Raw genomic sequence first — 22,619 nt, 5'->3', positions numbered from 1 at the left:
ATCACACTGCCGTGACCAGCCGACCGGCAGGCACTTCTCGAGAGATGGAAGATATCCGTGGCCGTTGAAGGAAGCACGAAGGCCGTCGTCACGGCCCTCGTGGCGAACATGGGGATCGCCGCGACGAAGTTCGGCGCCTACCTCCTGACCGGGTCGGCGGCGATGCTCGCCGAGTCCATCCACTCGGTCGCGGACTCCAGCAACCAGGGGCTGCTGCTCCTGGGCGGCAAGCGCTCCCGGCGCGCCGCCACCAAGGAGCACCCGTTCGGCTACGGGCGCGAGCGCTACATCTACTCCTTCATCGTGGCGATCGTCCTGTTCAGCGTGGGCGGCCTGTACGCGCTCTACGAGGCCTGGCACAAGATCTCCCACCCCGAGCCGATCACCCAGTGGCAGTGGGTGCCGATCGTCGTGCTGGTGGTGGCGCTCATCCTGGAGTCCTTCGCCATGCGCACGGCCATCAAGGAGTCGAACGCGGTGCGCGGCAAGGCGACCTGGGTGCAGTTCGTGCGCCGGGCCAAGTCGCCGGAGCTGCCGGTCATCCTCCTGGAGGACGCCGGCGCCCTGCTCGGCCTGGTGTTCGCGCTGATCGGCGTGAGTCTGACCCTGGTCACCGGCAACGGCGTCTGGGACGGCCTGGGCACCGCGGCCATCGGCATCCTGCTGGTGGCGATCGCCATCGTGCTGGCCGTCGAGATGAAGAGCCTGCTCATCGGCGAGTCCGCCACCGACGAGCACGTGCGCGAGATCGAGAGGGCGATCGTCTCCGTGGAGGACGTCGACCGCCTCATCCACATGAAGACGCAGCATGTCGGCCCGGAGGAGCTGCTGGTGGCGGCCAAGGTCGCGGTGGACGCCCGGGACGACGCCGCGCGGATCGCGCGGGCGATCAACGAGGCGGAGGCGCGCATCCGCGCGGCCGTGCCGATCGCCCGGATGATCTACATCGAGCCGGACCTGGACCGCGCCGCGGCGGCCGGGGCCTCCGCGGAGGACGCCGGCCGCCCGCCTTTTCCGGGCCCGCTGCTCCGGCCGCCCGGCCGCCTCCTCAGCCCGTGTTGCGCTCGAACACCAGGCGCAGGCCGATGAGGGTCAGCCAGGGCTCGTGGACGTCGACCGTCTCGCACTCCCCCACCACCGTCGAGGCCAGGCCCCCCGTGGCCACGACCGTGACGTCGTCGGGGTTGTCGGTGAGCTCGGCGACCATCCGGTCGACGATCCCGTCCACCTGGCCCGCGAACCCGAAGACGATGCCCGAGCGCAGCGCCTCCGTGGTGTTCTTGGCGATCGCGGCGCGGGGCCGCACGATCTCCACCATGTGCAGCTGGGCGCCGCGCCGGGACAGGGCGTCCACCGAGATGTCGATGCCCGGGGCGATGGCGCCGCCCACGTACTCGCCCTTGGTGCTGACCGCGTCGAACGTGGTGGCGGTGCCGAAGTCGACCACCACGGCCGGGCCGCCGTAGAGGTGGTCGGCGGCCAGCGCGTTGATGATGCGGTCGCTGCCGACCTCCTTGGGGTTGTCCATCCGGATCGGCACGCCCGTCTTGACGCCCGGCTCGACGATCACCGCGGCGACGCCGTCGAAGTGGCGGCGGAACATATCGCGCATCTCGTGCTGCACCGAGGGGACCGAGCAGCACAGGGCCAGCCCGTCGATGTCGTCCACCCCGCCGTGTGCGCTCCCCTCCAGGAGCCCGCGCAGCACCACCGACCACTCGTCGGCGGTGCGCCGGGTGTCGGTCCCCACTCTCCAGTGTTCGAGCAGGTCCTCCCCCTCGAAGAGACCGAAGACCGTCTCGGAGTTACCGACGTCGATCGCCAGCAGCATGGACCCTCATCCTGGTCGAAGTGTCTTTTCTGGGAATCCTCTCCCAATCCCGGCCTTCACGGGAAGTCGGACGGCGGATCCGTTCACAGCAGATCGAGGGCGATGTCCAGGGCGGGGCTGGAGTGGGTGAGGGCGCCGACGGCGAGGTAGTCCACCCCCGTCCCGGCGACGTCGGCGGCGACGTCCAGGGTCAGGCCGCCCGAGGACTCCAGGCGGGCGCGCCCGGCGACCAGGGCGACGGCCTCGGCGAGCTCGGGGACGGTGAAGTTGTCGAGCAGGATCTCCTCGGCGCCCTCCGCCAGGGCCTCCTCGATCTGGTCGATCCGGTCGACCTCGACCTCCAGGGGGATCCCCGGGAAGCGCTCGCGCACGGCGCGGACGGCGGCGCCCACACCGCCCGCGGCGACCACGTGGTTGTCCTTGATGAGCCCGGCGTCGCTGAGGCAGTAGCGGTGGTTGACCCCGCCGCCTCGGCGCACGGCGTACTTCTCCAGGGCGCGCAGCCCGGCGTGGGTCTTGCGGCTGTCGCGGACGCGGGCGCCGGTCCCGGCGACGGCGTCCACCCAGGCGCGGGTGGCGGTGGCGATCCCGGACAGGTGGGTGAGCAGGTTGAGCGCGGTGCGCTCGGCGGTGAGCAGGTCGCGGGTGCGGGCGGTGACGGTCATGAGGACGTCGCCCCGCTTGACGGCGTCGCCGTCGGACGCCTGCCGGGCGACCTCCAGGGCGCCGTCGGAGACCAGCCAGAACACCAGCTCCGCCAGCGGCAGGCCGCAGACGGTCCCGTCGGCGCGGGCCACCACGTGGGCGGTGCGGACCTGGTCGGCGGGGATGGTGGCGACGGAGGTGACGTCGACCCCGGCCCCGCCGGTGAGGTCCTCGGCCAGGGCACGGCGGACCAGGTCCACGTGCGCCTGGTGGGGCGCGGTCCAGGGGAGCGTGAACTCGTCGCGGACGTCCGGCCCGGGGGCGTCCCCGGCGAGGGGGAACGCGATGGTGTCGAGCTCGGCGGCGAGTCCGGGCGGCAGCGAGGGGGTCCAGGGTTCGTCGGTGGCCACGGGCGTGTCCCCTTCCAGTCGGACGATCACCGGACGGACCCGCCACCGCGGGCGGGGGCCGGCGTGGTCGGCGCGTTGATGGGAGCCGCGGCTCTCGGTGCGGTGGGCCGCGGCGGCGGCCACGAGGCGGGCCACCGTGAGCAGGTCGGCGGCCTCCCAGGAGGCCGTGTCGGGGGTGACCGGGGCGGCGGAGTCCGTGAGGGCGTCCAGCTCGGCGACCAGCGTCGCCAGGCCCTCGCCGGTGCGCAGCACCCCGGCGTGGCGCGACATCAGGGAGCGGACCCGGGCGACGACGGCCGGGTCGGGCAGGGCGGTCACCCGCGGGGCGGGCACGCCCCCGGTCGGCAGCGGTCCGCGCTCGGCGGCCAGCCGGGCGGCGATGCGCTCGGCGAACACCAGGCCCTCCAGCAGCGAGTTGGAGGCGAGCCGGTTGGCGCCGTGGACGCCGGTGCGGGCGACCTCGCCCACCGCCCACAGGCCGGGAACCCCGGTGCTGCCGTCGATGTCCACCTCCACACCGCCGGAGGCGTAGTGGGCGGCCGGGGCGACGGGGATCGGCTCGGCCAGCGGGTCGATGCCGTTCTCCCGGCAGGACGCCAGGATGGTCGGGAAGCGGCTCTCCCAGACGGCCGCGCCGAAGTGGCGGGTCTCCAGGTACACGTGGTCGACGCCCTGCTCCGCCATCGTCCTGGCGATGGTGCGGGCGACCACGTCACGGGGGGCCAGGTCGGCGAGCTCGTGGACGCCCTCCATGATCCGGTTCCCCGCGGCGTCCACCAGGTAGGCGCCCTCGCCGCGCAGCGCCTCCGAGACCAGGGGCTGGCGGCCGCGGGCCTGGGCGCCGAGCCAGAGCACCGTCGGGTGGAACTGGATGAACTCCAGGTCGCGCAGGCGGGCCCCGGCCCGGGCGGCCAGGGCGAGCCCGTCGCCGGTGGACACCGGCGGGTTGGTGGTGGCGGCGAAGATCTGGCCGAGCCCGCCGGTGGCCAGCACCACGGCCGGGGCGAGGGCGGCGCCGACCCCGTCGCGGCTGCCCTCCCCCATGACGTGCAGGGAGACGCCGCAGACCGCACCGGTGCCGGGGTCGCGCAGGGCGTCCAGCGCCACCGCGTGCTCGATGATCTCGATGCGCTCCTCGGCCAGCACGGCCTCGACCAGGGCGCGCTGGATCTCCGCACCGGTGGCGTCGCCCCCGGCGTGGGCGACCCGGTCGGCGCGGTGGCCGCCCTCCCGGGTCAGGGAGAGGCCGCCGTCGGCGTCGCGGTCGAACTCGGCGCCCAGGGCGATGAGGCGGCGCAGCGCCTCGGGCCCCTCGGCGGCCAGGACGTGGACGGCGTAGGGGTCGGACAGCCCGGCCCCGGCCAGGTGGGTGTCGACCATGTGGGCGACCGGGTCGTCCCCGGGGGCCACGGCCGCGGCGATGCCGCCCTGGGCGTAGGCGGTGGAGCCGGTGGAGATCCGGTCCTTGGTCACGAGCACGACGCGCCCGGCCCCGGCGCGGCCCAGGTAGCCGAGCGCGGTGCTCAGGCCCGCGATGCCGGAGCCGACGATGACGACGTCGGCGGTGACGGTCCAGCCCGGCGCGGGTGCGTCGAGCCGGGTCGGGGTGGCTGTGCTCATGGGGATCTTCTTCCGGGGAGGGCGCGGTGACGCGGGGACCGGTGGTCTAGAAGCGGATCGACGTGTTGTCGATCAGGCGGGTGGTGCCGACCCGGGCGGCCAGCGCCAGCACCGCGTCACCGCGGTGGTCGTCGGCGACCTCGGCGAAGGTGGACGGGTCGATGAGGGCCAGGTAGTCGGGTTCGACCGGCGGCTCGCCCCCGGCCGCCTCCTCCAGCACCGCGGCCGCCGCGGTCCGGGCCGCGGCGGCCCCCCGCCCGGCGGCACTGCGGGCCGCTTCCAGGGAGCGCGACAGCGCCAGGGCGGCGGTGCGCTCGGCGGCGGAGAGGTAGACGTTGCGGCTGGAGGAGGCCAGGCCGTCGGGGTCGCGCAGGATGGGCGCGCCCACGATCTCCACCGGGAAGTCGAGGTCGGCGACCATGCGGCGGATGAGCGCGATCTGCTGGGCGTCCTTCTCCCCGAAGACCGCCAGGTCGGGCCGGACCAGGTGGAAGAGCTTGCCGACCACCGTGAGGACGCCGGTGAAGTGGCCGGGCCGGGAGGTGCCCTCCAGCCGCTCCCCCATCTCCCCCGCCTCGATGGTGACCATGGGCCGGCCGGCCGGGTACATGGTCTCGGTCTCCGGGGCGAAGACCACGTCCACGCCCTCCTGGGCGCACCGGGCGGTGTCGCCCTCCAGGTCGCGCGGGTAGCGGTCGAAGTCCTCGTTCGGGCCGAACTGGAGGGGGTTGACGAAGATGCTCACGACCACGGTGTCGGCCCGCTCCCGGGCGATCCGCATGAGGCTCTGGTGCCCCCCGTGCAGGGCGCCCATGGTGGGCACGAGGGCGGTGCGCCCGGCGTCGGCCAGGGCGCGGCGCAGCTCGTGGGGCGTGCGCACCACGAGCGGGGCGGAGCGGTCGGTGGATGAGGTCATGCGGGTTCCCCTGGGGTGTCCGTGACGTGTCGGTGGTGGTCCGGGTGCCGCGGCGGCGGGCGGACGGTCAGCGGCGCAGTACGTCGAGGAGCGGTTCGGCCGCCTCGGGCTTGAGCATCCCGGCGTTGATGGCCAGGTCGGCGGTGAGCCGGGCCAGCTCGATGTAGGCGGCGGCGCTCTCGGGCGCGTGGGCGCGCAGCTGCTCGATGTGTCCGGCGACGGTCCCGGCGTCGCCGCGCAGGACCGGGCCGCTGAGGCCGTGGATGCCCAGCCTCAAGGCGTTGTCCAGGGAGGCGCTGAGCAGGGGGGCGATCATCCGGCCGGGGTCGGGGACCCCGGCGGCGGACAGCAGCGAGGCGCTGTCGGCGACGAGGGTGACCAGGTGGTTGGCGCCCCCGGCCAGGGCCGCGTGGTAGAGGGTGCGCTTGTCCTCGGCGATCCAGACGGGTTCGGCGCCCATCTCGACCACCAGTGCCTCGGCGATGGGCCGCAGCGGGTCGGGGGCGGTGATCCCGAACGCGCAGTCGGCCAGCCTCTCGAGGTCCTCGTCGCGGCCGGTGAAGGCCATGGCCGGGTGCAGGGCCAGCGGCAGGGCGCCGGCGGCGGTGGCCGGGGCCAGCACCCCGTACCCGTGGGCCCCGCTGGCGTGGGCGAGGAGCTTGCCGCGCAGGTCGACGCCGGTGGCGGCCAGCCCCTCGGCGAGTTCGGCCAGGGCGTCGTCGGGGACCGTGAGCAGGACGAGGTCGGCGGCCTCGACCACGCGCGCGGGCTCCATCAGCCGCGCGGTGGGCAGGCGCTCGGCGGCACGGGCCTTGGAGGCCTCGGAGACGGCCGAGGCGGCGACGACCCGGTGCCCGGCCAGGCCCAGCGCCCGGCCCAGGACCGAGCCGACGCGGCCGGGACCGATGACGCCGATCCGCAGCCGGGCCGGACGCCCCTGCGTGGTCTCCATGCCTGTGCCCCCTCGTCGTGAGTGCGTCCGGCCCTCCCCGGCCGTGACGCCTGAGCACACGATAGTCCTCCCCGCCGCCCCCTCCCGCGCGCCGCCCCTGGTCGAGGGCACGGTCCGGCGGACGCGCGAGGGGGCGGGCCCCGTCGGGCCCGCCCCCGGTCCACCGCCGCGGTGCCCCGTGCTCGGGGCGGCCGGGTCAGTCCTGGATGATCACCCCGGAGTTGAAGCAGGAGGCGAGGGACTGGCCGAGGACGGCGTTCGAGTTGCCGCAGCCCTGGTTCACGTTCTCGATGCCGTTGATGTAGGCGATGTTGCCGCTGACGTTGGAGCCGTGGCCGGAGGTCCAGGCCCCGCTCTGCGCCGCCGCCGGTACCGCGGAGAGGAGGATCCCGGCGGAGGAGGCCAGGACCAGTGCACCGGTGGCGAGCGTCTTCTTCAGCACTACGCGTTCTCCTTGTCGTGTCCGGGTCGGGGGGACCGCCCGGGCTCGTCGCTGGCGCCGTGTCGGCACCGGTGCTGAAACTACCCGTGGACCTCGCGTTTTCGACCCCCCTGAACTGGGATCATCACGAAGAATTCCTTTTGAGTGACGTTGCGTGATGACTTTTCGGGGCAAAGGGCGGCCAAGCGGCGGCCCGAAGAAGCACGAAGCGTCACCATCGGCGGTGATTCAGCACGACGCCAATGCGCTTTACAGCCGTCGGCCTATCCGGAGCACGGATTCGTGCGCGGCACGGTCGGCCCCGGACGCGGAACACGGCCGGCCCCGGACATGAAAAGGAGCGCCGCTCCGTCGTCACGGAGCGGCGCCCGGGAAGTCCACTCGGCCCCGGATCCGCCGGGACGCCCCCGACCGGGACGTCTCCGGCCGGGACCCTCCCGGCCGTCAGGGCCGGAAAGCGGTCGCTACCAGTTCTTGACGGTGGCGCCGGAGTCCACGCAGTTGGCGCCGGCCACGCCGAGGATGGCGATCGCGTTGCCGCAGACGTTGATCGGAACGTCCAGGTCGGCCACCAGCTGGTTGCCGCCGAGGATGCTTCCGTTGCCGGAGGTGAAGACGTTGCTGTTGGCCATGGCCGGAGCGCCCGTGAACAGAACGCCCGCGGCGGCGGCGACGATGGCACTGGCGGCGAAAGCCTTCTTCAGCATGTGTTTCTCCCGTTCGGACCGAACGGCGGGGGCGCCGATCGGTCGATAACGTTGACCATGTGTACAACCGAGAACACTCAACGTGTTCGGTCACCATTTAGCCATACTCGGCGGCCGCCAGAGGCCAGAACACGCGAGCTTTTCGCGGCCTTGACCTGGAGTTATCACCCATCGTGAGTACCCATGTCGGACATGAGAGCCATTAGCGGCAGCAATTTACGCCCTTGATGTGCCGCACGTCACATCACTCTTCCCCGGAGTCCTCCGCGCGTGTCATGGTCGCCCGTGTCGCCCAGCGTTCGGGGCCCGCCGCCGGGACCCGCGCCCGCCTCCCCAGGTCGACCATCTCGTCCAGCAGGCGGCGGGCCTCGGCCGCCTCCCGGTTCTGGGCCCGCGCCCGGACCGGTCCCGGCGGGACGCCCACGCCGAACGCCACCCGGCCGGTGAACCGGGACAGCGGTCCGGCGGTCAGCCGCAGGGCCTGCACCCGCTCCATCGGCACGACCTCCGTCACCCGGCAGAACAGCCCCGAGACGGTCACGAACAGGTGCGCGTCCACGCCCACCAGGGACCGCGAGCCCTTCCGGCCCGGCACCAGCGGCACGTACGCCACCTCGCTCTCCGGGAACAGCTCGTTGACCAGCGCGTAGGCCCGCCGCCGGGGCGCCACCGGGAGCAGCGTCGCCGAGTCGGCCTGGCGGGCCCCCGCGTACCCGGCCACCGTCGCCTCGACGCGGGCCACGCCCAGCGCCCGCCACAGCAGCGGCTCCACCACCCGCACGGCCTGGACCCGGCCCGGGGGGACCGTCTGCATGCGCCGCTGGAACATCCCGTAGCGGAGCCGCAGCCCGTCGGAGGAGACCGAGGCGTAGTAGTCGGTGTAGCGGGCCAGCGGTCCCCAGAATGACCGGATCAGCCCCAGCGTGAGCGGCACCAGCGCCCCCAGCACCCCGGGCTCGCGGAACATCACTCCGGCGGTGACCGTCGCGGCCAGGCCCAGGGAGGCCAGCAGCACCGGGACCCGGAAGGTGAGCGCGCCCAGCAGGAGCAGGAACGGCAACCGGTAGAAGGGCCACTCCGGCGCCTCCGGCGAGCGGCCGGACAGCCCGGCGGCGTGCGCCAGGACCGCGACGCGCATCTTCTCGGCGGTCCCGTGGCGCAGGTAGCGCAGGCGGACCGCGCTGTTGTCGCCGCCGGCCAGCTCGATGCGCAGTTCGGCCAGGCCGAACACCTGGCCCAGCAGCGGCCGGACCACGTCGACCGCCTGGAGCCTGCTCAGCGGGATCTCCCGGGAGCCGCGCATCACCAGTCCGCTGTGCACCACCAGGTGGTCCTCGCGCAGCCCGAAGCTGCCGTACCACCAGGAGGGCAGCGTGTAGGCGAGCGCGCCGAACAGGACCGCGATGGTCAGCATGACCACCCACGCGTACCCGAAGATCGTGAGGATGGGACCGGCCAGCGCCACGAAGGCCAGGGTCACCGCCAGGACGCGGATCGGCACCATCGACCAGTGCGCCCGGTACACGCCCGTGGTGACGTCCTCCTCCCGGCGCCGGAGCGGGGCCGGGGGCTGGCGCTGCCACACCGTCGGCGGCAGCATCACCGGCGGCCCGTACCCCGGCGGCCCCGAGCCGACCGGCCCGGGCCCCTGGGGCACCGGCCACTGCGACACGGGCCCCTGCGGCACGGGCGGGTGCGCGGGACGGGGCGGGCCGGGCGGGTGCGGGTGCCCCGGGGGCGCCGACCGCTGCGGCGGCCCCGGCGGTGCCTGCGGGGGCCGCTGCGGCACGGGCTGCGGAGCCCGCGGCGGGCCCTGAGGCGCCGGTGGCGGCCCCTGGGGACGGGGGGAGTCGGGACGGTCGGGTTCGTGCATCTACAACCCCGTGGAGAACGTCTCGCTGCGGGACGCCAGCCGGTCGCGCAGACCCACGGCCTCCGCCAACGGCAGGCCGACCACACGCGTGTCGGCGGTGCTGGCGGCGGTGCGGACCCGCACCGTGGCGATGCCCAGCGCCTGTTCGAGCAGGTCGGCGGTGGTGTCCACCACCTGCATGCGCCCGTAGGGCACGACCACCAGCTGGCGGACGAACACCCCGTACGTCAGGTACAGCTCCGTCGCCCCCTCGACGTACCCCCAGGAGCCCTGGAAACGGCCGGCCAGCACCCAGCCCGCGCCGAGCACGGCCAGGGCCGCGACCGCCCAGACCGCGGCCCAGACCCGGTCCGCCCACAGGAACAGGAGCAGCACCCCGATCAGCCCGGACCCCAGGCACAGGGCGCCCACCACCAGACGGCGGTACCAGGCCAGGGCCGGGGACACCCGGAGCCACTCGGTGCCCTCGGGCGCGGCGAAGGCCGCGTCGAGCGGGCGCTCCGGCGCAGGGGGCGGCGGGTCGGTCGGTGTCGGTTCGCTGGTGTCCACGGGCCCAGTCAACCATTTGCCGCCGCTCCCCGTCCGGAGGCGGTCCGGGATCGGTCAGGCCGTCCCGGGGCGGTCGTCGTCGCGGTCCTCGTCCCCGGGCACCCGGCAGGCGTACTCCAGGTACAGGGCGGCGGCCGCCAGCACGCCCGCGGCCAGCGCCGTTCCCAGGGCGGTGAGGAACACCTCCCGGTGCACCGGCAGCCCCAGGTTGTCCACGACCGTGAGCGCCACCCCCACGCAGAAGCCGCCGAACAGCGCGGCGGCCAGCACGCTCGCCTTGGCCAGGGCGACCAGGCGGGCGGCGCTGAGCGGCGGGATCGGCTCGGTGCCGGGCGCCCGGCGGATCCTGCGCCGTGTCCGCCCGGCGGTGAACGCCTCGGCGAAGGCGAGCAGCAGCAGTGTGGGGATCGCCGTCCACGGCATGGGCGGCAGTCCGGGCAGCGCCGTCCCGAACAGCGCCCCCAGCAGCAGGCCGACGGCCCCGAGCAGCACCGGCGTGCGCCACCCGGTGGGGTGCAGGCGCCGCTCGTCGTCCTCCTCGTCGGTCATCGGATCCCCCCGGGCGGGAGCAGCCGCAGGTCGTCGCGCCGGCGGAGCCCCTGTTCGCCCCCGGTGTCCGCGGCCTCCACCGCGGCCAGCAGGTCGGCGAGCGGTCCGCGCCCGGGCAGCTCCGCGCCGGGGTCGGCGTCCAGCCACGGGCGCAGCACGAACGCCCGCAGGTGGGCGCGCGGGTGCGGAAGCGTCAGGACGGGGTCGTCGGAGCGCACGTCGCCGAAGGCGATGACGTCCACGTCCAGGGTGCGCGGGCCCCAGCGGACCTCTCGCACCCGGTCGAAGGCGCGCTCGGCGGCCTGCGCGCGCTCCAGCAGCTCCCCGGGCGTGCCGTCGGTCTCGACGACCACCACGGCGTTGAGGTAGGCGCCCTGTTCGGGGCCGCCCACCGGGGCGGTCTCGTACACCGGGGACAGCGCGACCGGGGCGGGCGCGCCCGCCCCGGTCAGCAGGTGCTCCACCCCGCCGCGCAGGGTCGCCCACCGGTCGCCGAGGTTGGACCCCAGGGCCAGGACGGCACGTGTCACCGCGCGGCACCCCCCGCCCCGGGCACGGTGCCGCGCACCACGGTCACGGACACGTCCGCGAACTCGTGCTCGATCGGCGCCGACGGCTTGTGCACGGTCAGTTCGACCCCGCGCACCCGCGGGTCGGCCGTGCACTCGGCGGCCAGCCGCTCGGCGAGGGTCTCGATCAGGTCCACCGGCTCCCCCGTGACGATCGCGACCAGCCGGTCGGCGAGCAGTCCGTAGTGGACGGTGTCGGCCACGTCGTCGGAGGCGGCGGCGGGCGCCAGGTCCAGGTACAGGACGGCGTCCACCACGAAGTCCTGGCCCTCGCGGCGCTCGAAGTCGAACACGCCGTGGTGGCCGCGGGCCCGCAGGCCCCGCAGGGCGATGCGGTCGGTCATTCCTCCCCGCCCTCGTCCTCGTCGTCGCCCATGAGCACCGGCGAGGCGTGGTGGGACCACAGCCGCCACCCCTGCGCGGTGTCGACGAACAGGTTGGTCGTGACGACCTGGCCCCCGGCGATGAACCCGGGGTTGCCGTCCTCGGCGGTGAGCACGTTCTCCTCGCACGTCACCATCGCGATGTCGCCGCCCACCCCGATGTGGGTCTCGGTGAGGACGTACTGGATGTAGGTGACGTTGGCCATGATCAGGGACCAGGCCCGCATGATCTCGGTGCGGCCGCGCAGCAGCGGCCACCCGGGGTTGACGCACACCAGGTCGGGGGCCTCGTGCTCCTCGGCCCACACACTGCGCATCAGGTCGATGTCGCCGTTCTCGATGGCGCTGTAGAACTGCGCGTTGGCCTCGGCCACGCGCTCCATGACCTCCTGGCGGGACCTCACCGGCGGCCCCGACCCGTGCCGTCGGCGTCCTCGAAGCGCCCCTCGACGAGGGCCTTCCCGCCGTCGGACCAGGCGGCGGCCACCCGGACCGCGTCGGCGCTGGCGCGCACGTCGTGCACCCGCACCGCCCAGGCGCCCCGGTCGGCCGACAGGGTGGTCAGGGCGGCGGTGGCGGCGTCGCATTCGAGGAAGGGCCGCTCCTCCCCCTTGGGTTCGCTCAGCAGCCGGCTCAGGAAGCGCTTGCGCGACCCCGCCACCAGGACGGGGCGGCCCAGCTCGTGGAACCGGTCGAGATGCCTCAGGAGCGCCCAGTTGTGGGCCTGCTCGGGTCGTTTGGAGAATCCGAGTCCCGGGTCGAGGACGATCTGCCCCGGGTCGACGCCTGCACTGATCATGGCCTCCATACGGTCGCGGAGCTCATCGATGACCTCCTGGACGACATCCGTGTACACGGCACGGCTCTGCATGTCATGACTATGCCCGCGCCAGTGCATCAACACGTAGGAGACACCGGAAGCGGCCACGAGCCGCGCCATGGCCGGGTCGGCCAGCCCGCCGCTGACGTCGTTGACCAGGACGGCGCCGGCCTCCACGGCCCGCTCGGCGACCTCGGCCCGCATGGTGTCCACGCTGACGGCCACTCCGCGCGCGGCGAGGGCCCTGACCACCGGTTCGACCCGGCGCAGCTCCTCCTCGGCCGGAACGCGCTGGGCGCCCGGGCGGGTCGACTCGCCGCCGACGTCGATGATGTCGGCGCCCTCGTCGACCAGCCGCAGGCCGTGCTCGACCGCCCGCTCGGGGTCGAACCAGGCTCCGCCGTCGGAGAAGGAATCGGGGGTGACGTTCACTACCCCCATGACCAGGCACCGCCCGCGATCGGGCAGGCCCGGAAGTGTGTATTTCGGCCCCATGGGGGTCACCTTACGCGTAACCACAGGGGCCGGGGGCTCACGCCCCCGGCCCCTGTCCGGATGTTCTCCACGTCACCCGCCGACGGTCAGCGGCGGTCCAGGATGAGGCTCATCGCCTCCGAGCGGGTGCGGTCGCTGCTGCGGAAGATCCCGCGCACCGCCGAGGTGACGGTCTGGGCCCCGGGCTTGCGCACCCCGCGCATCGTCATGCACAGGTGCTCGGCCTCCACGACCACGATCACACCCCGCGGGTTGAGGTGCTCCATGATGGCGTCGGCCACCTGGCCGGTGAGCCGCTCCTGCACCTGGGGGCGGCGCGCGAAGACGTCGACCAGGCGGGCGAGCTTGCTCAGGCCGGTGATGCGGCCGTCGGAGCCGGGGATGTACCCGACGTGCGCCACCCCGTAGAACGGCACCAGGTGGTGCTCGCAGGTGGAGTACAGCTCGATGTCCTTGACCAGGACCATCTCCTCGTGCCCGGCCTCGAACACGGTGGTGAGCACGTCGTCGGGCTTCTGCCCGAGTCCGGCGAACTGCTCCTCGTAGGCGCGGGCGACCCGCTCCGGCGTCTTGAGCAGGCCGTCGCGGTCGGGGTCCTCGCCGATGGCGATGAGGATCTCGCGGACGGCGCGCTCGATGCGCTCGCGGTCCACGGGTCTGGTCTGGTCCGGCTCGATCACGCCTCGTCCCCTTCTCCGGGGGCGGACGCCCCGTTGCCGACACCGTGGCCGGTGACCTCGTGCAGTGCGGTACCCGGTTCGGAGCCGTTGGCCTCGGCGCCGTTGAGCATGGCCAGCTCCTTCTTGGAGTGCACCGGGGGCCGGTCGGAGGGCTGGCGCTTGCCGTAGCCGGTGTAGGAGCCGCGGGCCGGGCGCTTGTTCACCGGCGCGAAGATCTCCAGCACCTGCTCTCGGGAGAGCGTCTCCTTCTCCAGCAGGGCCACGACCAGGTCGTCGAGGACGTCCCGGTACTCGACCAGGACCTCGTAGGCCTCGTCGTGCGCGGACTCGATGAGGCGGCGCACCTCCTCGTCGATGATGGAGGCGATCTCCTCGGAGTACTCGCGCGAGTGCGCCATCTCCCGGCCCAGGAACGGCTCGTTGCTCGACGACCCGAACTTGCGGGCGCCCAGGCGCTCGCTCATGCCGTACTCGGTGACCATGTTGCGGGCCAGGCTGGTGGCCTTGTCGATGTCGTCGCTCGCGCCCGTGGTGGGCTCGTGGAAGACCAGCTCCTCGGCGGCGCGGCCGCCCAGCATCATGGCGAGCCGGTCCATCATCTGCGAGCGCGAGGTGAGGAACTTGTCCTCGGTCGGCACCGACATGGTGTAGCCCAGGGCGCGGCCGCGGGGCAGGATCGTGATCTTGTGCACCGGGTCGGCGTTGGCCTGCGCGTGGCCCACCAGGGCGTGGCCGCCCTCGTGGTAGGCGATGATCTTCTTCTCGTGCTCGGACATGACCCGGCTCTTGCGCTCGGGTCCGGCCATGACGCGCTCGATGGCCTCCTCCAGCACCGCGTGGGTGATGGTCTCCCGGCCCGCGCGCGCCGACAGCAGGGCGCCCTCGTTGATGACGTTGGCCAGGTCGGCGCCGGTCATCCCGGCGGTCTGCCGGGCGATGGTGTCGAAGTCGACGTCCTCGGCCATCGGCTTGCCCTTGGAGTGGACCTTGAGGATGTCGCGGCGGCCGTCCATGTCGGGGCGGTCCACGACGATCTGCCGGTCGAAGCGGCCCGGGCGCAGCAGCGCCGGGTCCAGGATGTCGGGCCGGTTGGTGGCCGCGATGAGGATGACCCCGCCCTTGACGTCGAAGCCGTCCATCTCGACCAGCATCTGGTTGAGGGTCTGCTCGCGCTCGTCGTGGCCGCCGCCCATGCCGGCGCCGCGGTGGCGGCCGACGGCGTCGATCTCGTCGATGAAGATGATCGCGGGGGCGTTGGCCTTGGCCTGCTCGAACAGGTCGCGCACGCGCGAGGCGCCCACACCGACGAACATCTCGACGAAGTCCGAGCCGGAGATGGAGTAGAACGGCACCCCGGCCTCGCCCGCGACGGCGCGGGCCAGCAGGGTCTTGCCGGTGCCGGGCGGGCCGAACAGCAGCACGCCCTTGGGGATCTTGGCGCCCATCGCCTGGAACTTGGCCGGGTTCTGGAGGAACTCCTTGATCTCCTGGAGCTCCTCGATGGCCTCGTCCGCCCCGGCGACGTCGGAGAAGGTGTTCTTGGGCGTGTCCTTGGTGATGAGCTTGGCCTTGGACTTGCCGAAGTTCATCACGCGGGAGCCGCCGCCCTGCATCTGGCTGAAGACGAACCAGAAGATGGCGACGATGAGCAGGATCGGCAGGAAGCTGAAGAGCGCCGTGGTCCACAGCGGGGTCGTGGCGACCGAGACCTCGTAGCCCTGGAGCTCGGTGCCCTCCTCGTCCAGCGAGGCCTGGAGCATGTCGGCGAGCTGCAGGCCCTGGCCGGCCACCCAGTAGGCCTCGAGGATCTCGCCGTCGGTCGTGGTCAGCACGATGCGCTGGTCACGGTCGATGATCTCGGCGTTGTCCACCTCGTTGCGCTCGATGAGCTGGTGGACGGTCGAGATGTCGGTCTCTTCGGGCTGCGGTTCCCCGCCCAAGTCGAAGACGTTGAAGACGAGGAGGAGCATGGCGAGAACGGCCAGTATCCATATCCACGGGCCGCGGAAAAAGCGCTTCAGATTCATGTGAGCGGAACCCCGTCGGGTCCGTCCCTCCTGACCAGGCCGCCCGCACCGGAGGACTTTCCGAGGCAGGACCTCTTATCGGACACGTGCGTTCCCCGCGAGTACGCCGGGATCGAAATCGACGGTACACCCGTCGGACGGGCGCACCCCTTCCGGATGCGCCGGGGCGGGGGCCCGTCATGAGAGCAACGATCGCGCCCCCGCCGCTTGTTCCCCGCTACTGCTCGTACACGTGCGGGGCGAGGGTGCCGATGAACGGCAGGTTGCGGTACTTCTCGGCGTAGTCGAGCCCGTAGCCGATGATGAACTCGTTGGGCAGGTCGAAGCCGATGTACTTGACGTCGAGGTCCACCTCGAAGGCCAGCGGCTTGCGGACCATGGTGCAGACCTCGACCGAGCGGGGCCCGCGCGACCGGAGGTTGCCCACCAGCCAGGACAGGGTCAGGCCGGAGTCGATGACGTCCTCGACGATGAGGACGTCGCGGTCCTTGATGTCGGTCTCCAGGTCCTTGAGGATGCGGACCACGCCGGAGGAGGTCGTCCCGGCCCCGTAGGAGGACACCGCCATCCAGTCCATGGAGACGGGCGTGTGCAGCACCCGGGCCAGGTCGGCCATCACCATGACGGCGCCCTTGAGGACCCCGACGATCAGGAGGTCCCTGCCCGCGTAGTCGGCGTCGATGCGTTCTCCGAGCTCGACCAGGCGCGCCTTGATCTCTTCCTCGGTGACCAGGACCTTCTCCAGGTCCCGGCCCATGTCCTTAGCGTCCACGCTCACTGTCCTCGCTGCTGGGTTCCCCGTTTGCGGCAACCAGGATAAACGTGCCGAACGTCCCGGGGGCGCCGACGGGCTGCCCCGGGGCCGGCCCCGGCCGGGCCGGAGCCCGGCACCGGGTGACACACCGGGCCGCCGACGGGTTCCGCCCCGTCAGCGCTCGAAGCGGACGTGACCGTCGACACGCCGGGCGCGCACCCCGCCGGGCAGGTCGAGGTGCGCCTGGCCGCGCCAGGCGGTGACCAGCCGGTCGACCTCCCGCACGTGCCGGGCGGTGAGGGCGCCCGCCGGGCAGCCCGCGTCGATCGCGGCCCCGCGCAGGACCCGGGTCCGCAGCGCCTCGGGGGCGTCGGCCAGGACGGCCGCGGACAGGCCCTCCCCCGTCCGCGCCCGGGAGCGCAGCCCGTCGGCCAGGGAGTCCAGGGCGTCGGCGTCGGCGCGCAGCAGGGAGGCGGTGCGGGCCAGCGCCGCGGCGACGCCCGGGCCCAGGGTCCGCTCCAGGACGGGCAGGGTCTCGTGGCGCACCCGGGAGCGGGTGAACCGGGCGTCGGCGTTGTGGGGGTCCTCCCACGGGGCCAGCCCCATGGCGGCGCACGCGGCGCGCACCGTGGCGCGGTCCAGGTCGAGCAGGGGGCGCAGGAGGTGGCCGTTGCGCGGGGCCATCCCGGCCAGGGAACGGGCGCCCGAGCCGCGGGCCAGGCCCAGCAGGACCGTCTCGGCCTGGTCGTCGAGGGTGTGGCCGAGCAGCACCACTGCGGGCTCGTACTCGGCGGCGGCCCCGGCGAGCGCCGCGTGCCGGGCCGTCCGGGCGGCGCCCTCGGGCCCGCCCGGCCCGGTCACCTCGACCGCGCGGACCGACACCGGGTCCAGGCCCAGTCCGGACAGGACCGCGGCGACCTTCTCCGCGCGCTCGGCCGAACCCTCCTGGAGCCCGTGGTCGACGGTGACCGCCCCGGCCCGCAGTCCCAGCCGGGGCGCCTCGAAGGCGGCCGCCCCGGCCAGCGCCAGCGAGTCGGCCCCGCCGCTGCACGCCACCAGCACCGCGGTGCCCGCGGGCAGCGGCGCCAGGGCCCGCCGGACCGCCGACCGGACGGCGGCCACGGCGGGGGGCGGACCGCTCATTCGGTGATGGCCGCCGGGCGCACCACCCGGTTCACCCAGGCGGAGGGGTCGCGGATCTCCGCGATGGTGGGCAGGGTCTCGCGCGAGGTCCACACCTTGTTGAACTCGGCCATGCCGACCTGGGCCACCGCCTCGCGGACGAACGCGGCTCCCTCCTCGTACTGGCGCATCTTCATGTCCATGCCGAGCAGCTGACGCAGCAGCCGGTCCAGGGGGTTGACCGCCTCCCGCCGCTTCTGGAAGCGGGCGCGGATCCGCTCCACCGACGGCACGACGCCCGGCCCGACCGCGTCCATGACGTAGTCGCCGTGGCCCTCGGCCAGGCTCATCACGGCGGTGACCCGGTCCATGATCTCGATCTGCTCCGGCGTCTGGATGGCGGTGAGGAGGTTGCCCTCCCCGCCGCGCACCGCGTCCGCCACGGCCTCGCCCGCGGCGCGCAGCCGGGTGATGAGGTCGCCCGCGTCCATCTCCGTGGACAGCAGCAGCTCGCGCATCAGCTCCTGGACGTACCCCCGCAGCCACGGCGTGGCCGTGAACTGCATGCGGTGGGTCTCCTCGTGCAGGCACACCCACAGCCGGAAGTCGTGCGGGTCGACGTCGAGCTCGCGCTCGGTGTTGACGATGTTGGGGGCGACCAGGGTCAGCCGCCCGGTGGGCAGGGTGCCGTCGGGGTCCGGCGGCAGGAAGAGCTCGTACTGGCCCAGGACCTTCCCGGCCAGGTAGGCGAGCACCGCGCCGAGCTGCACCCCGGTGATCCGGGAGCCCACGGCGGAGGTGAGGGCGGCGGCCGCGCCGCCGCTGTTGAGGCGCTCGGCGCCCATCTGTTCGAGTACGGGTTCGATGACGGTGCGGAAACCGTCGACGTTGGCGCGGATCCAGCCCGGCCGGTCGACGATCACCGCGGGCCCGGTGGGCTCCAAGGGGTTCATGCCGGTGAAGTCGCGCACGTGCCCGGCGGCCACGGTGGAGAGCTCGCGCAACTGCGCGACGGCCTGTCGCGCGTCGGCGAGATCCACCTGCGGGCCCGGTCGGACGAGGCGGACACCGGTGTTGACGGCTACGTCCCAGTCGATCACAGTCACATTCGCAGCCTACCCACGCAGAGCCTTCCGGCACGGGGATCGGGGTTCCAATTCGGGGTAAGCCCCGGGTTCACCCCGAGTGGGACCGAAAAGCGGCGCCCCCGGCGCCGCGGGGCGGCCGGGGGCGGGGGCCGGGCTCAGGAGCAGCCGCAGCGCGCCAGGGCCGCCGCCAGGGGATCGAGCTGGTAGCCCTGGACACCCGGGCTGTTGGCCACGAAGGCGAACAGGAACATGTTGCCCTCCTGGTCGTGCACGGTCCCGGCGAGCGCGCTCACGTCGTTCAGGGTTCCGGTCTTGCCGCGGATCAGCCCGGCCACGTCGTGGACCGGGGTGCCCTCCGTGTAGCGGTTGCCCAGGGTCCCGGTGGAGTTGGACGTGGGCAGGCCGGTGATCGCCGCGTTGAGTTCGGGGTTGTCGGCCGCCACCCGGAGCATCTCCACCAGGGCGCGCGGGGTGATGCGGTTCTCCGGGCTCAGCCCGCTGTTGTCGGCCAGGTCGACACCCGTGATCCCGTAGGAGTCCATGACCCGGTGGGTGGCCGCGGCCCCGCCCTCGAACGAGGCCTCGCCGCCGGTCTCCAGGGCGGCGATCCGGGCCAGCGCCTCGGCCATGTTGTTGTCGCTGGCCAGCATCATGTGCTCGACCAGGGCCGTCATCGGCGCGGAGTCGACCGAGGCGATCGGATCGCCCTGTGCCCGGACCTCGCTCGGCTCGCCCCCCTCCACGGTGAGCCCGGCCTCCTTCAGCTGCTTGACGAAGGCGTCGGCGGTGGCCCGGGGCGGGTCCGGGACCCGCGAGTGCGTGTCCGGGGAGACGCGCCCGCTGTCGTGCATCAGCGCGTGGACGGAGGCGGTGCTGCCCTCCGTGATGTAGCCGGGCTTCCAGGAGGGCCCGGTGTCCGGCCCGGTGAACAGCGAGTCGTCGTAGCCGACCGAGACCGTGTCCACCCCCTGCTCGGCCAGGGCCGCCGCGGTGCGCTCGGCGAGCTCCTCCAGCGTGGCCACCTGCGGGTAAGCTGCGGAGTCGGCGGTCGTGGTCAGGGTGGAGTCGCCCGCGCCGCGCAGCACCACCATCCCCTGCGCCGGGTCGAAGTGGGCCGTGGTGGTCAGCACGTGGTCGGGTCCCACCGCGTCCAGGACCGTGATGGCCGTGGCGATCTTGGTGGTCGACGCCGGGACCGCGGGGGTGTCCGGGCTGCGCTCGTAGAGCGCCTGGCCGGTGGCCCCGTCGACGACGAAAGCGGAGAGGCCCTCCGCGAGCCCGGACTCCGCCATGGGATCATCGATCACGTCCGCGATCCGTTCCGGGTCCGCCGGGGACGAGGGCGCGGGTTCCGCCGCGGCCGCACCTTCGGCGTTCACGACCGGGTGGGGCACCGCGGGGAGTGGTCGGGCCTCGATCACATCGAGGGCTGCGAACCCGGCGATCAGCACGAATATGTTGAGCAGGGCCAGCGTGAGGAAGACCTCACTTCGTACCCGTCGCACCCGGGGCACCCGCCCTTCCTTAGGTGTCGCGGCCTGACGTTGTTGTTATACGGCGACATTAGTCGCAATGGGAGCCGAGATCAGCATGGAATTCGACGTTACGATCGAGATCCCCAAGGGGGAGCGCAACAAGTACGAGGTGGACCACGAGACCGGTCGCATCCGTCTCGACCGCATGCTGTTCACCTCCACCACCTACCCCGCCGACTACGGTTTCGTCGACGGGACGCTCGGTGAGGACGGCGACCCGCTGGACGCCCTCGTCCTGCTCAAGGCCCCGACCTTTCCGGGCTGCCTGATCCGCGCCCGGGCCATCGGCATGTTCCGGATGCGCGACGAGGCCGGCGGCGACGACAAGCTGCTGTGCGTTCCGGCCACGGACCCGCGCATGGAGCACCTGCGTGACATTCACCACGTGAACGAGTTCGAGCGCCTGGAGATCGAGCACTTCTTCACGGTCTACAAGGACCTGGAGCCCGGCAAGTCCGTCGAGGGCGCCAGCTGGGTCGGCCGCCACGAGGCCGAGCAGGAGATCATCGCCTCGGTCAAGCGCGCCGAGGAGGCGGGCGTCCACGGCGACTCCTCCCACATCTCCGGCGACAAGGAGAAGTAGGGCGGGGCTCCCGTTCGACCTCCGGGGCGACGGCCCGGCGGACTCCGCCGGGCCCGCCCGCCCCGCCGCCCTCGGCCCGCGTCCTCCGGCACGGCTCCCCCACACCGCCGCCCCGGAGGCCGCGGGCCGTTCTCGCGGGTCAGCGGCCGACGAGGCCGGCCGGACCGGTCCAGGGCCCCTCGGCCTCCGAGGTCCGGGTCAGCAGGTAGCCCGCGCAGACGGCGGCCACCAGCGCCATCAGCATCACCAGTCCGATCGAGCCGGCCAGGGACGGGCCGTGCGGGGTCGGCGAGTCCCCCGGGCCGAGGGGGAAGCCGTCGTGGCCGAAGCGGTCGGCACGGGCGGCCACGTGGGCCCGATAGCCGTCCAGCTCCGGGGCGGCCATGCCCTTGAGGATGCGGACCGGCACCAGACCGGTGTTCTCCGGCATGCTCCGCTCCCCCGGGAGCCGGAGGTCGTACGAACGGCGGCGGACGCACTCGACCTCCGCCAGGGCGTGCAGCCACTCCCCCAGGCGGTCGGGCTCGGTCAGCCGCCCGATGTGCGCGCAGGCGACGATCAGCGTGTCGCGCAGCACCACGTGCGCCGCGTCGCGGTCGCCCAGGGCCAGGATGCAGCGCCGGAACAACTCCTCGCCGTACGCGTCGAGCAGCCTTCGGTAGGCCTCGGCCGACGGCGCGCCGTCGGCACGCAGAGCGTGGATGAGATCCCGGTCCGTCATGGACGAGAATCTACGCTGCCGACCGCGTACACCCCGGCGCTTCGCCGAAAGACGCGTGTGAGAGTCCTCTCCGTCAGCGATCCGAAGGCGGGCGGCGCCGCGGGCGGCCGCGCAGCCAGAGCAGGACGAACGTCAGCGCGGTCAGGGCGCAGACCAGCAGCGCCGCGCCGGGGCCGAGGAAGCCCAGCGCCATCACCCCCGCCGCCGCCACCACGAGCGCCCGGACCAGCAGGCGCACCCACAGCCCGGCCGGGTCGGGGTTCAACCGGCACCTCCGGGCGTGCGAGCCGACACGGCCACTCCTGTCAGTGCGTTCGGGGGACGGTGCCTTTCCGGCGGTGCTCTCACGCCGTACTCGGGCTCCACATGTCACCACCACGCGACGCCTCCCGCAACACCGCCGGATGAGAAGAGGTGTGACACACGCGATTCTCCACGATCGCTTGACTCCCCGCGCCCTTTGCTGGTCTCCTTACAACCATGTATCCGCGCACCCGCACCGACGCCATGGCTCGCAGGGCCCTCCCGGCCCCCTGCCACCCGTCCTGTGCGGCGTGTCCGTGTTGTCGTCGCTGAGTCTTCTTCTCCGGGGCCCATCGGCCCCCTAGGCTCCAGGCCCGCCCGTCCGCGCGCGCTTTCGCGCGGCGGTTCCCGGCGGCTCCTCTCCGCGTCTCCACCGCGGTGACCCGTGCCCTGAGCGGCACCGACGGCCCCTTCCTCCGTGCGACGGGGCCCCCGGACGACATCCGCGCCCTCGACGGCGCGCACGCGAAGGATCTTCCCACGATGGCCCAGCAGGCTCTCTCCGTACGCACCGCCCCGCCCGCCCGCACCTCCGGGGACGACGCCGCGCCCCGCGGCACCGCACCGCACCGCGTGTCCGTGGAGGGCATCGGCGACGTGGCGGACGCCGGCCGCAAATCCGGCTACGCCCACCTGGCCGAACGCCGGCTCCCCACCGTCGGGCGCCTGGTCGCCGCCGCCCGCGGCGCCGCCGCGGTGCTGGCCCGGCCCACCCTGTGGCCCGCCCGGCGGGGCCACTGGCAGCCCGCCCCGCGCGCCGCCCGCCGCGGGGCCGGCGGACGGCTGCGGGTGAGCACCGTGTCCCTTGAGCCCAACAGCTTCGTGTCCGGCCCGGTGTCCCCGCGGGCCGCCGACATGGAGGTGCTGTTCCTGGTGAGCGGGCGGGCGCACCTGATCTCCTCCGGCTCCGACGGGCGCATGCGCTCGGCGGCCGAGCTGGCCCCCGGCCGGGCCCGGGTCGTCGGCGGCTCCCTGGGCGGTCACCAGCACCTGGTCAACACCGGCGAGGAGGTCGCCGTGGTGGTCCGGGTGACCGCCTGAGGGA

At 73.4% G+C, this 22,619-nt stretch carries 24 protein-coding genes; 3 read left to right on the top strand and 21 right to left on the bottom strand.

Annotation, left to right across the window (positions count from 1 at the left end):
- Positions 1-57 precede the first annotated feature (57 nt).
- A complete protein-coding gene (locus ACFVNO_RS12650) occupies positions 58-1,089 on the top strand; it encodes a cation diffusion facilitator family transporter (RefSeq protein ID WP_378892096.1) in 1,032 nt (343 codons plus the stop codon).
- Here ACFVNO_RS12650 and ACFVNO_RS12645 read toward each other — a convergent pair.
- The 19 genes from ACFVNO_RS12645 to dacB all read right to left on the bottom strand — a co-directional run bounded on the left by ACFVNO_RS12645 (position 1,049) and on the right by dacB (position 19,946).
- On the bottom strand, positions 1,049-1,831 hold the full coding sequence (locus tag ACFVNO_RS12645; protein ID WP_220563497.1) for a type III pantothenate kinase: 783 nt from the start codon (positions 1,829-1,831) through the stop codon (positions 1,049-1,051). The two genes, ACFVNO_RS12650 and ACFVNO_RS12645, sit on opposite strands and share 41 nt — an antisense overlap.
- A gap of 83 nt (positions 1,832-1,914) precedes the next feature.
- Entirely contained in the window at positions 1,915-4,506 is a 2,592-nt protein-coding gene (locus ACFVNO_RS12640; protein WP_378892092.1) for an L-aspartate oxidase, read from the bottom strand.
- Positions 4,507-4,552: 46 nt separating this feature from the next.
- Positions 4,553-5,422 carry a pantoate--beta-alanine ligase gene (panC, locus tag ACFVNO_RS12635; RefSeq protein WP_378892089.1) on the bottom strand — a complete coding sequence of 290 codons (870 nt, stop codon included), beginning with the start codon at positions 5,420-5,422 and terminating at the stop codon, positions 4,553-4,555.
- Positions 5,423-5,489: 67 nt separating this feature from the next.
- Positions 5,490-6,374 carry a DUF2520 domain-containing protein gene (locus ACFVNO_RS12630; RefSeq protein ID WP_355269703.1) on the bottom strand — a complete coding sequence of 295 codons (885 nt, stop codon included), beginning with the start codon at positions 6,372-6,374 and terminating at the stop codon, positions 5,490-5,492.
- A 196-nt stretch (positions 6,375-6,570) separates the two neighbouring features.
- Positions 6,571-6,816, bottom strand: a complete 246-nt coding sequence (locus tag ACFVNO_RS12625; protein ID WP_220563501.1) for a hypothetical protein — start codon at positions 6,814-6,816, stop codon at positions 6,571-6,573.
- A 464-nt stretch (positions 6,817-7,280) separates the two neighbouring features.
- Positions 7,281-7,523, bottom strand: a complete 243-nt coding sequence (locus tag ACFVNO_RS12620) for a chaplin family protein (protein ID WP_355269705.1) — start codon at positions 7,521-7,523, stop codon at positions 7,281-7,283.
- A 244-nt stretch (positions 7,524-7,767) separates the two neighbouring features.
- Complete coding sequence (locus ACFVNO_RS12615) at positions 7,768-9,123, bottom strand: PH domain-containing protein (protein ID WP_355269751.1); 1,356 nt, start codon at positions 9,121-9,123, stop codon at positions 7,768-7,770.
- 273 nt (positions 9,124-9,396) lie between these two features.
- Positions 9,397-9,843, bottom strand: a complete 447-nt coding sequence (locus ACFVNO_RS12610) for a PH domain-containing protein (RefSeq protein ID WP_220565363.1) — start codon at positions 9,841-9,843, stop codon at positions 9,397-9,399.
- Positions 9,844-9,999: 156 nt separating this feature from the next.
- Entirely contained in the window at positions 10,000-10,494 is a 495-nt protein-coding gene (locus ACFVNO_RS12605; protein ID WP_355269707.1) for a DUF3180 domain-containing protein, read from the bottom strand.
- A complete protein-coding gene (folK, locus tag ACFVNO_RS12600) occupies positions 10,491-11,024 on the bottom strand; it encodes a 2-amino-4-hydroxy-6-hydroxymethyldihydropteridine diphosphokinase (protein WP_355269709.1) in 534 nt (177 codons plus the stop codon). The genes ACFVNO_RS12605 and folK overlap by 4 nt, the downstream gene beginning before the upstream one ends.
- A complete protein-coding gene (folB, locus tag ACFVNO_RS12595; RefSeq protein WP_355269711.1) occupies positions 11,021-11,407 on the bottom strand; it encodes a dihydroneopterin aldolase in 387 nt (128 codons plus the stop codon). The genes folK and folB overlap by 4 nt, the downstream gene beginning before the upstream one ends.
- Positions 11,404-11,850 (bottom strand): nuclear transport factor 2 family protein, encoded by a 447-nt coding sequence (locus tag ACFVNO_RS12590; protein ID WP_220563505.1) that lies wholly within the window; start codon positions 11,848-11,850, stop codon positions 11,404-11,406. Before ACFVNO_RS12590 ends, folB begins: the two co-directional genes overlap by 4 nt.
- Positions 11,847-12,707, bottom strand: coding sequence for a dihydropteroate synthase (folP, locus tag ACFVNO_RS12585; RefSeq protein ID WP_220563506.1), 861 nt, complete (start codon positions 12,705-12,707; stop codon positions 11,847-11,849). The genes ACFVNO_RS12590 and folP overlap by 4 nt, the downstream gene beginning before the upstream one ends.
- 140 nt (positions 12,708-12,847) lie before the next feature.
- Positions 12,848-13,414, bottom strand: a complete 567-nt coding sequence (gene folE, locus ACFVNO_RS12580; protein ID WP_355269755.1) for a GTP cyclohydrolase I FolE — start codon at positions 13,412-13,414, stop codon at positions 12,848-12,850.
- Positions 13,415-13,437: 23 nt separating this feature from the next.
- Positions 13,438-15,468, bottom strand: a complete 2,031-nt coding sequence (ftsH, locus tag ACFVNO_RS12575) for an ATP-dependent zinc metalloprotease FtsH (RefSeq protein WP_355269714.1) — start codon at positions 15,466-15,468, stop codon at positions 13,438-13,440.
- A 217-nt stretch (positions 15,469-15,685) separates the two neighbouring features.
- The gene (gene hpt, locus ACFVNO_RS12570; RefSeq protein WP_220563507.1) at positions 15,686-16,240 is read right to left on the bottom strand and encodes a hypoxanthine phosphoribosyltransferase; all 555 of its coding nucleotides are present in this window, start codon (positions 16,238-16,240) and stop codon (positions 15,686-15,688) included.
- Between the two features lie 156 nt (positions 16,241-16,396).
- Positions 16,397-17,365: a tRNA lysidine(34) synthetase TilS gene (gene tilS, locus ACFVNO_RS12565; protein ID WP_355269716.1), complete on the bottom strand. Its 969-nt coding sequence runs from the start codon at positions 17,363-17,365 to the stop codon at positions 16,397-16,399.
- Entirely contained in the window at positions 17,362-18,444 is a 1,083-nt protein-coding gene (locus ACFVNO_RS12560; RefSeq protein WP_220565365.1) for a zinc-dependent metalloprotease, read from the bottom strand. Before ACFVNO_RS12560 ends, tilS begins: the two co-directional genes overlap by 4 nt.
- Positions 18,445-18,587: 143 nt before the next feature.
- Positions 18,588-19,946 (bottom strand): D-alanyl-D-alanine carboxypeptidase/D-alanyl-D-alanine-endopeptidase, encoded by a 1,359-nt coding sequence (gene dacB / locus ACFVNO_RS12555; protein WP_355269718.1) that lies wholly within the window; start codon positions 19,944-19,946, stop codon positions 18,588-18,590.
- Positions 19,947-20,022: 76 nt separating this feature from the next.
- Here dacB and ACFVNO_RS12550 point away from each other — a divergent pair, with 76 nt between their 5' ends.
- Complete coding sequence (locus tag ACFVNO_RS12550) at positions 20,023-20,550, top strand: inorganic diphosphatase (RefSeq protein ID WP_220563510.1); 528 nt, start codon at positions 20,023-20,025, stop codon at positions 20,548-20,550.
- A 139-nt stretch (positions 20,551-20,689) separates the two neighbouring features.
- On the opposite strand, the gene ACFVNO_RS12545 is transcribed toward ACFVNO_RS12550, so the two are convergent.
- The gene (locus ACFVNO_RS12545; protein ID WP_220563511.1) at positions 20,690-21,271 is read right to left on the bottom strand and encodes an RNA polymerase sigma factor; all 582 of its coding nucleotides are present in this window, start codon (positions 21,269-21,271) and stop codon (positions 20,690-20,692) included.
- Positions 21,272-21,344: 73 nt separating this feature from the next.
- Positions 21,345-21,536 carry a hypothetical protein gene (locus ACFVNO_RS12540; protein WP_220563512.1) on the bottom strand — a complete coding sequence of 64 codons (192 nt, stop codon included), beginning with the start codon at positions 21,534-21,536 and terminating at the stop codon, positions 21,345-21,347.
- 521 nt (positions 21,537-22,057) lie between these two features.
- Here ACFVNO_RS12540 and ACFVNO_RS12535 point away from each other — a divergent pair.
- On the top strand, positions 22,058-22,615 hold the full coding sequence (locus ACFVNO_RS12535) for a hypothetical protein (RefSeq protein ID WP_355269723.1): 558 nt from the start codon (positions 22,058-22,060) through the stop codon (positions 22,613-22,615).
- The last annotated feature ends 4 nt before the right edge of the window (positions 22,616-22,619 follow it).

This window comes from Nocardiopsis sp. NPDC057823, assembly GCF_042797335.1.
Taxonomy (GTDB): Bacteria; Actinomycetota; Actinomycetes; order Streptosporangiales; family Streptosporangiaceae; genus Nocardiopsis; species Nocardiopsis changdeensis.
Note: the sequence above shows the minus strand (reverse complement) of the source record. Positions and strands in the feature narration are given on the sequence as shown.

Bases quoted from the DNA above. Each gene is read 5' to 3' on its own strand.
- ACFVNO_RS12645 (WP_220563497.1), bottom strand. From the start codon at position 1,831: ATGCTGCTGGCGATCGACGTCGGTAACTCCGAGACGGTCTTCGGTCTC.
- ACFVNO_RS12640 (WP_378892092.1), bottom strand. From the start codon at position 4,506: ATGAGCACAGCCACCCCGACCCGGCTCGACGCACCCGCGCCGGGCTGG.
- panC (WP_378892089.1), bottom strand. From the start codon at position 5,422: ATGACCTCATCCACCGACCGCTCCGCCCCGCTCGTGGTGCGCACGCCC.
- ACFVNO_RS12630 (WP_355269703.1), bottom strand. From the start codon at position 6,374: ATGGAGACCACGCAGGGGCGTCCGGCCCGGCTGCGGATCGGCGTCATC.
- ACFVNO_RS12620 (WP_355269705.1), bottom strand. From the start codon at position 7,523: ATGCTGAAGAAGGCTTTCGCCGCCAGTGCCATCGTCGCCGCCGCCGCG.
- ACFVNO_RS12615 (WP_355269751.1), bottom strand. From the start codon at position 9,123: ATGCTGCCGCCGACGGTGTGGCAGCGCCAGCCCCCGGCCCCGCTCCGG.
- ACFVNO_RS12605 (WP_355269707.1), bottom strand. From the start codon at position 10,494: ATGACCGACGAGGAGGACGACGAGCGGCGCCTGCACCCCACCGGGTGG.
- folB (WP_355269711.1), bottom strand. From the start codon at position 11,407: ATGACCGACCGCATCGCCCTGCGGGGCCTGCGGGCCCGCGGCCACCAC.
- folP (WP_220563506.1), bottom strand. From the start codon at position 12,707: ATGGGGGTAGTGAACGTCACCCCCGATTCCTTCTCCGACGGCGGAGCC.
- ftsH (WP_355269714.1), bottom strand. From the start codon at position 15,468: ATGAATCTGAAGCGCTTTTTCCGCGGCCCGTGGATATGGATACTGGCC.
- tilS (WP_355269716.1), bottom strand. From the start codon at position 17,365: ATGAGCGGTCCGCCCCCCGCCGTGGCCGCCGTCCGGTCGGCGGTCCGG.
- ACFVNO_RS12550 (WP_220563510.1), top strand. From the start codon at position 20,023: ATGGAATTCGACGTTACGATCGAGATCCCCAAGGGGGAGCGCAACAAG.
- ACFVNO_RS12545 (WP_220563511.1), bottom strand. From the start codon at position 21,271: ATGACGGACCGGGATCTCATCCACGCTCTGCGTGCCGACGGCGCGCCG.
- ACFVNO_RS12535 (WP_355269723.1), top strand. From the start codon at position 22,058: ATGGCCCAGCAGGCTCTCTCCGTACGCACCGCCCCGCCCGCCCGCACC.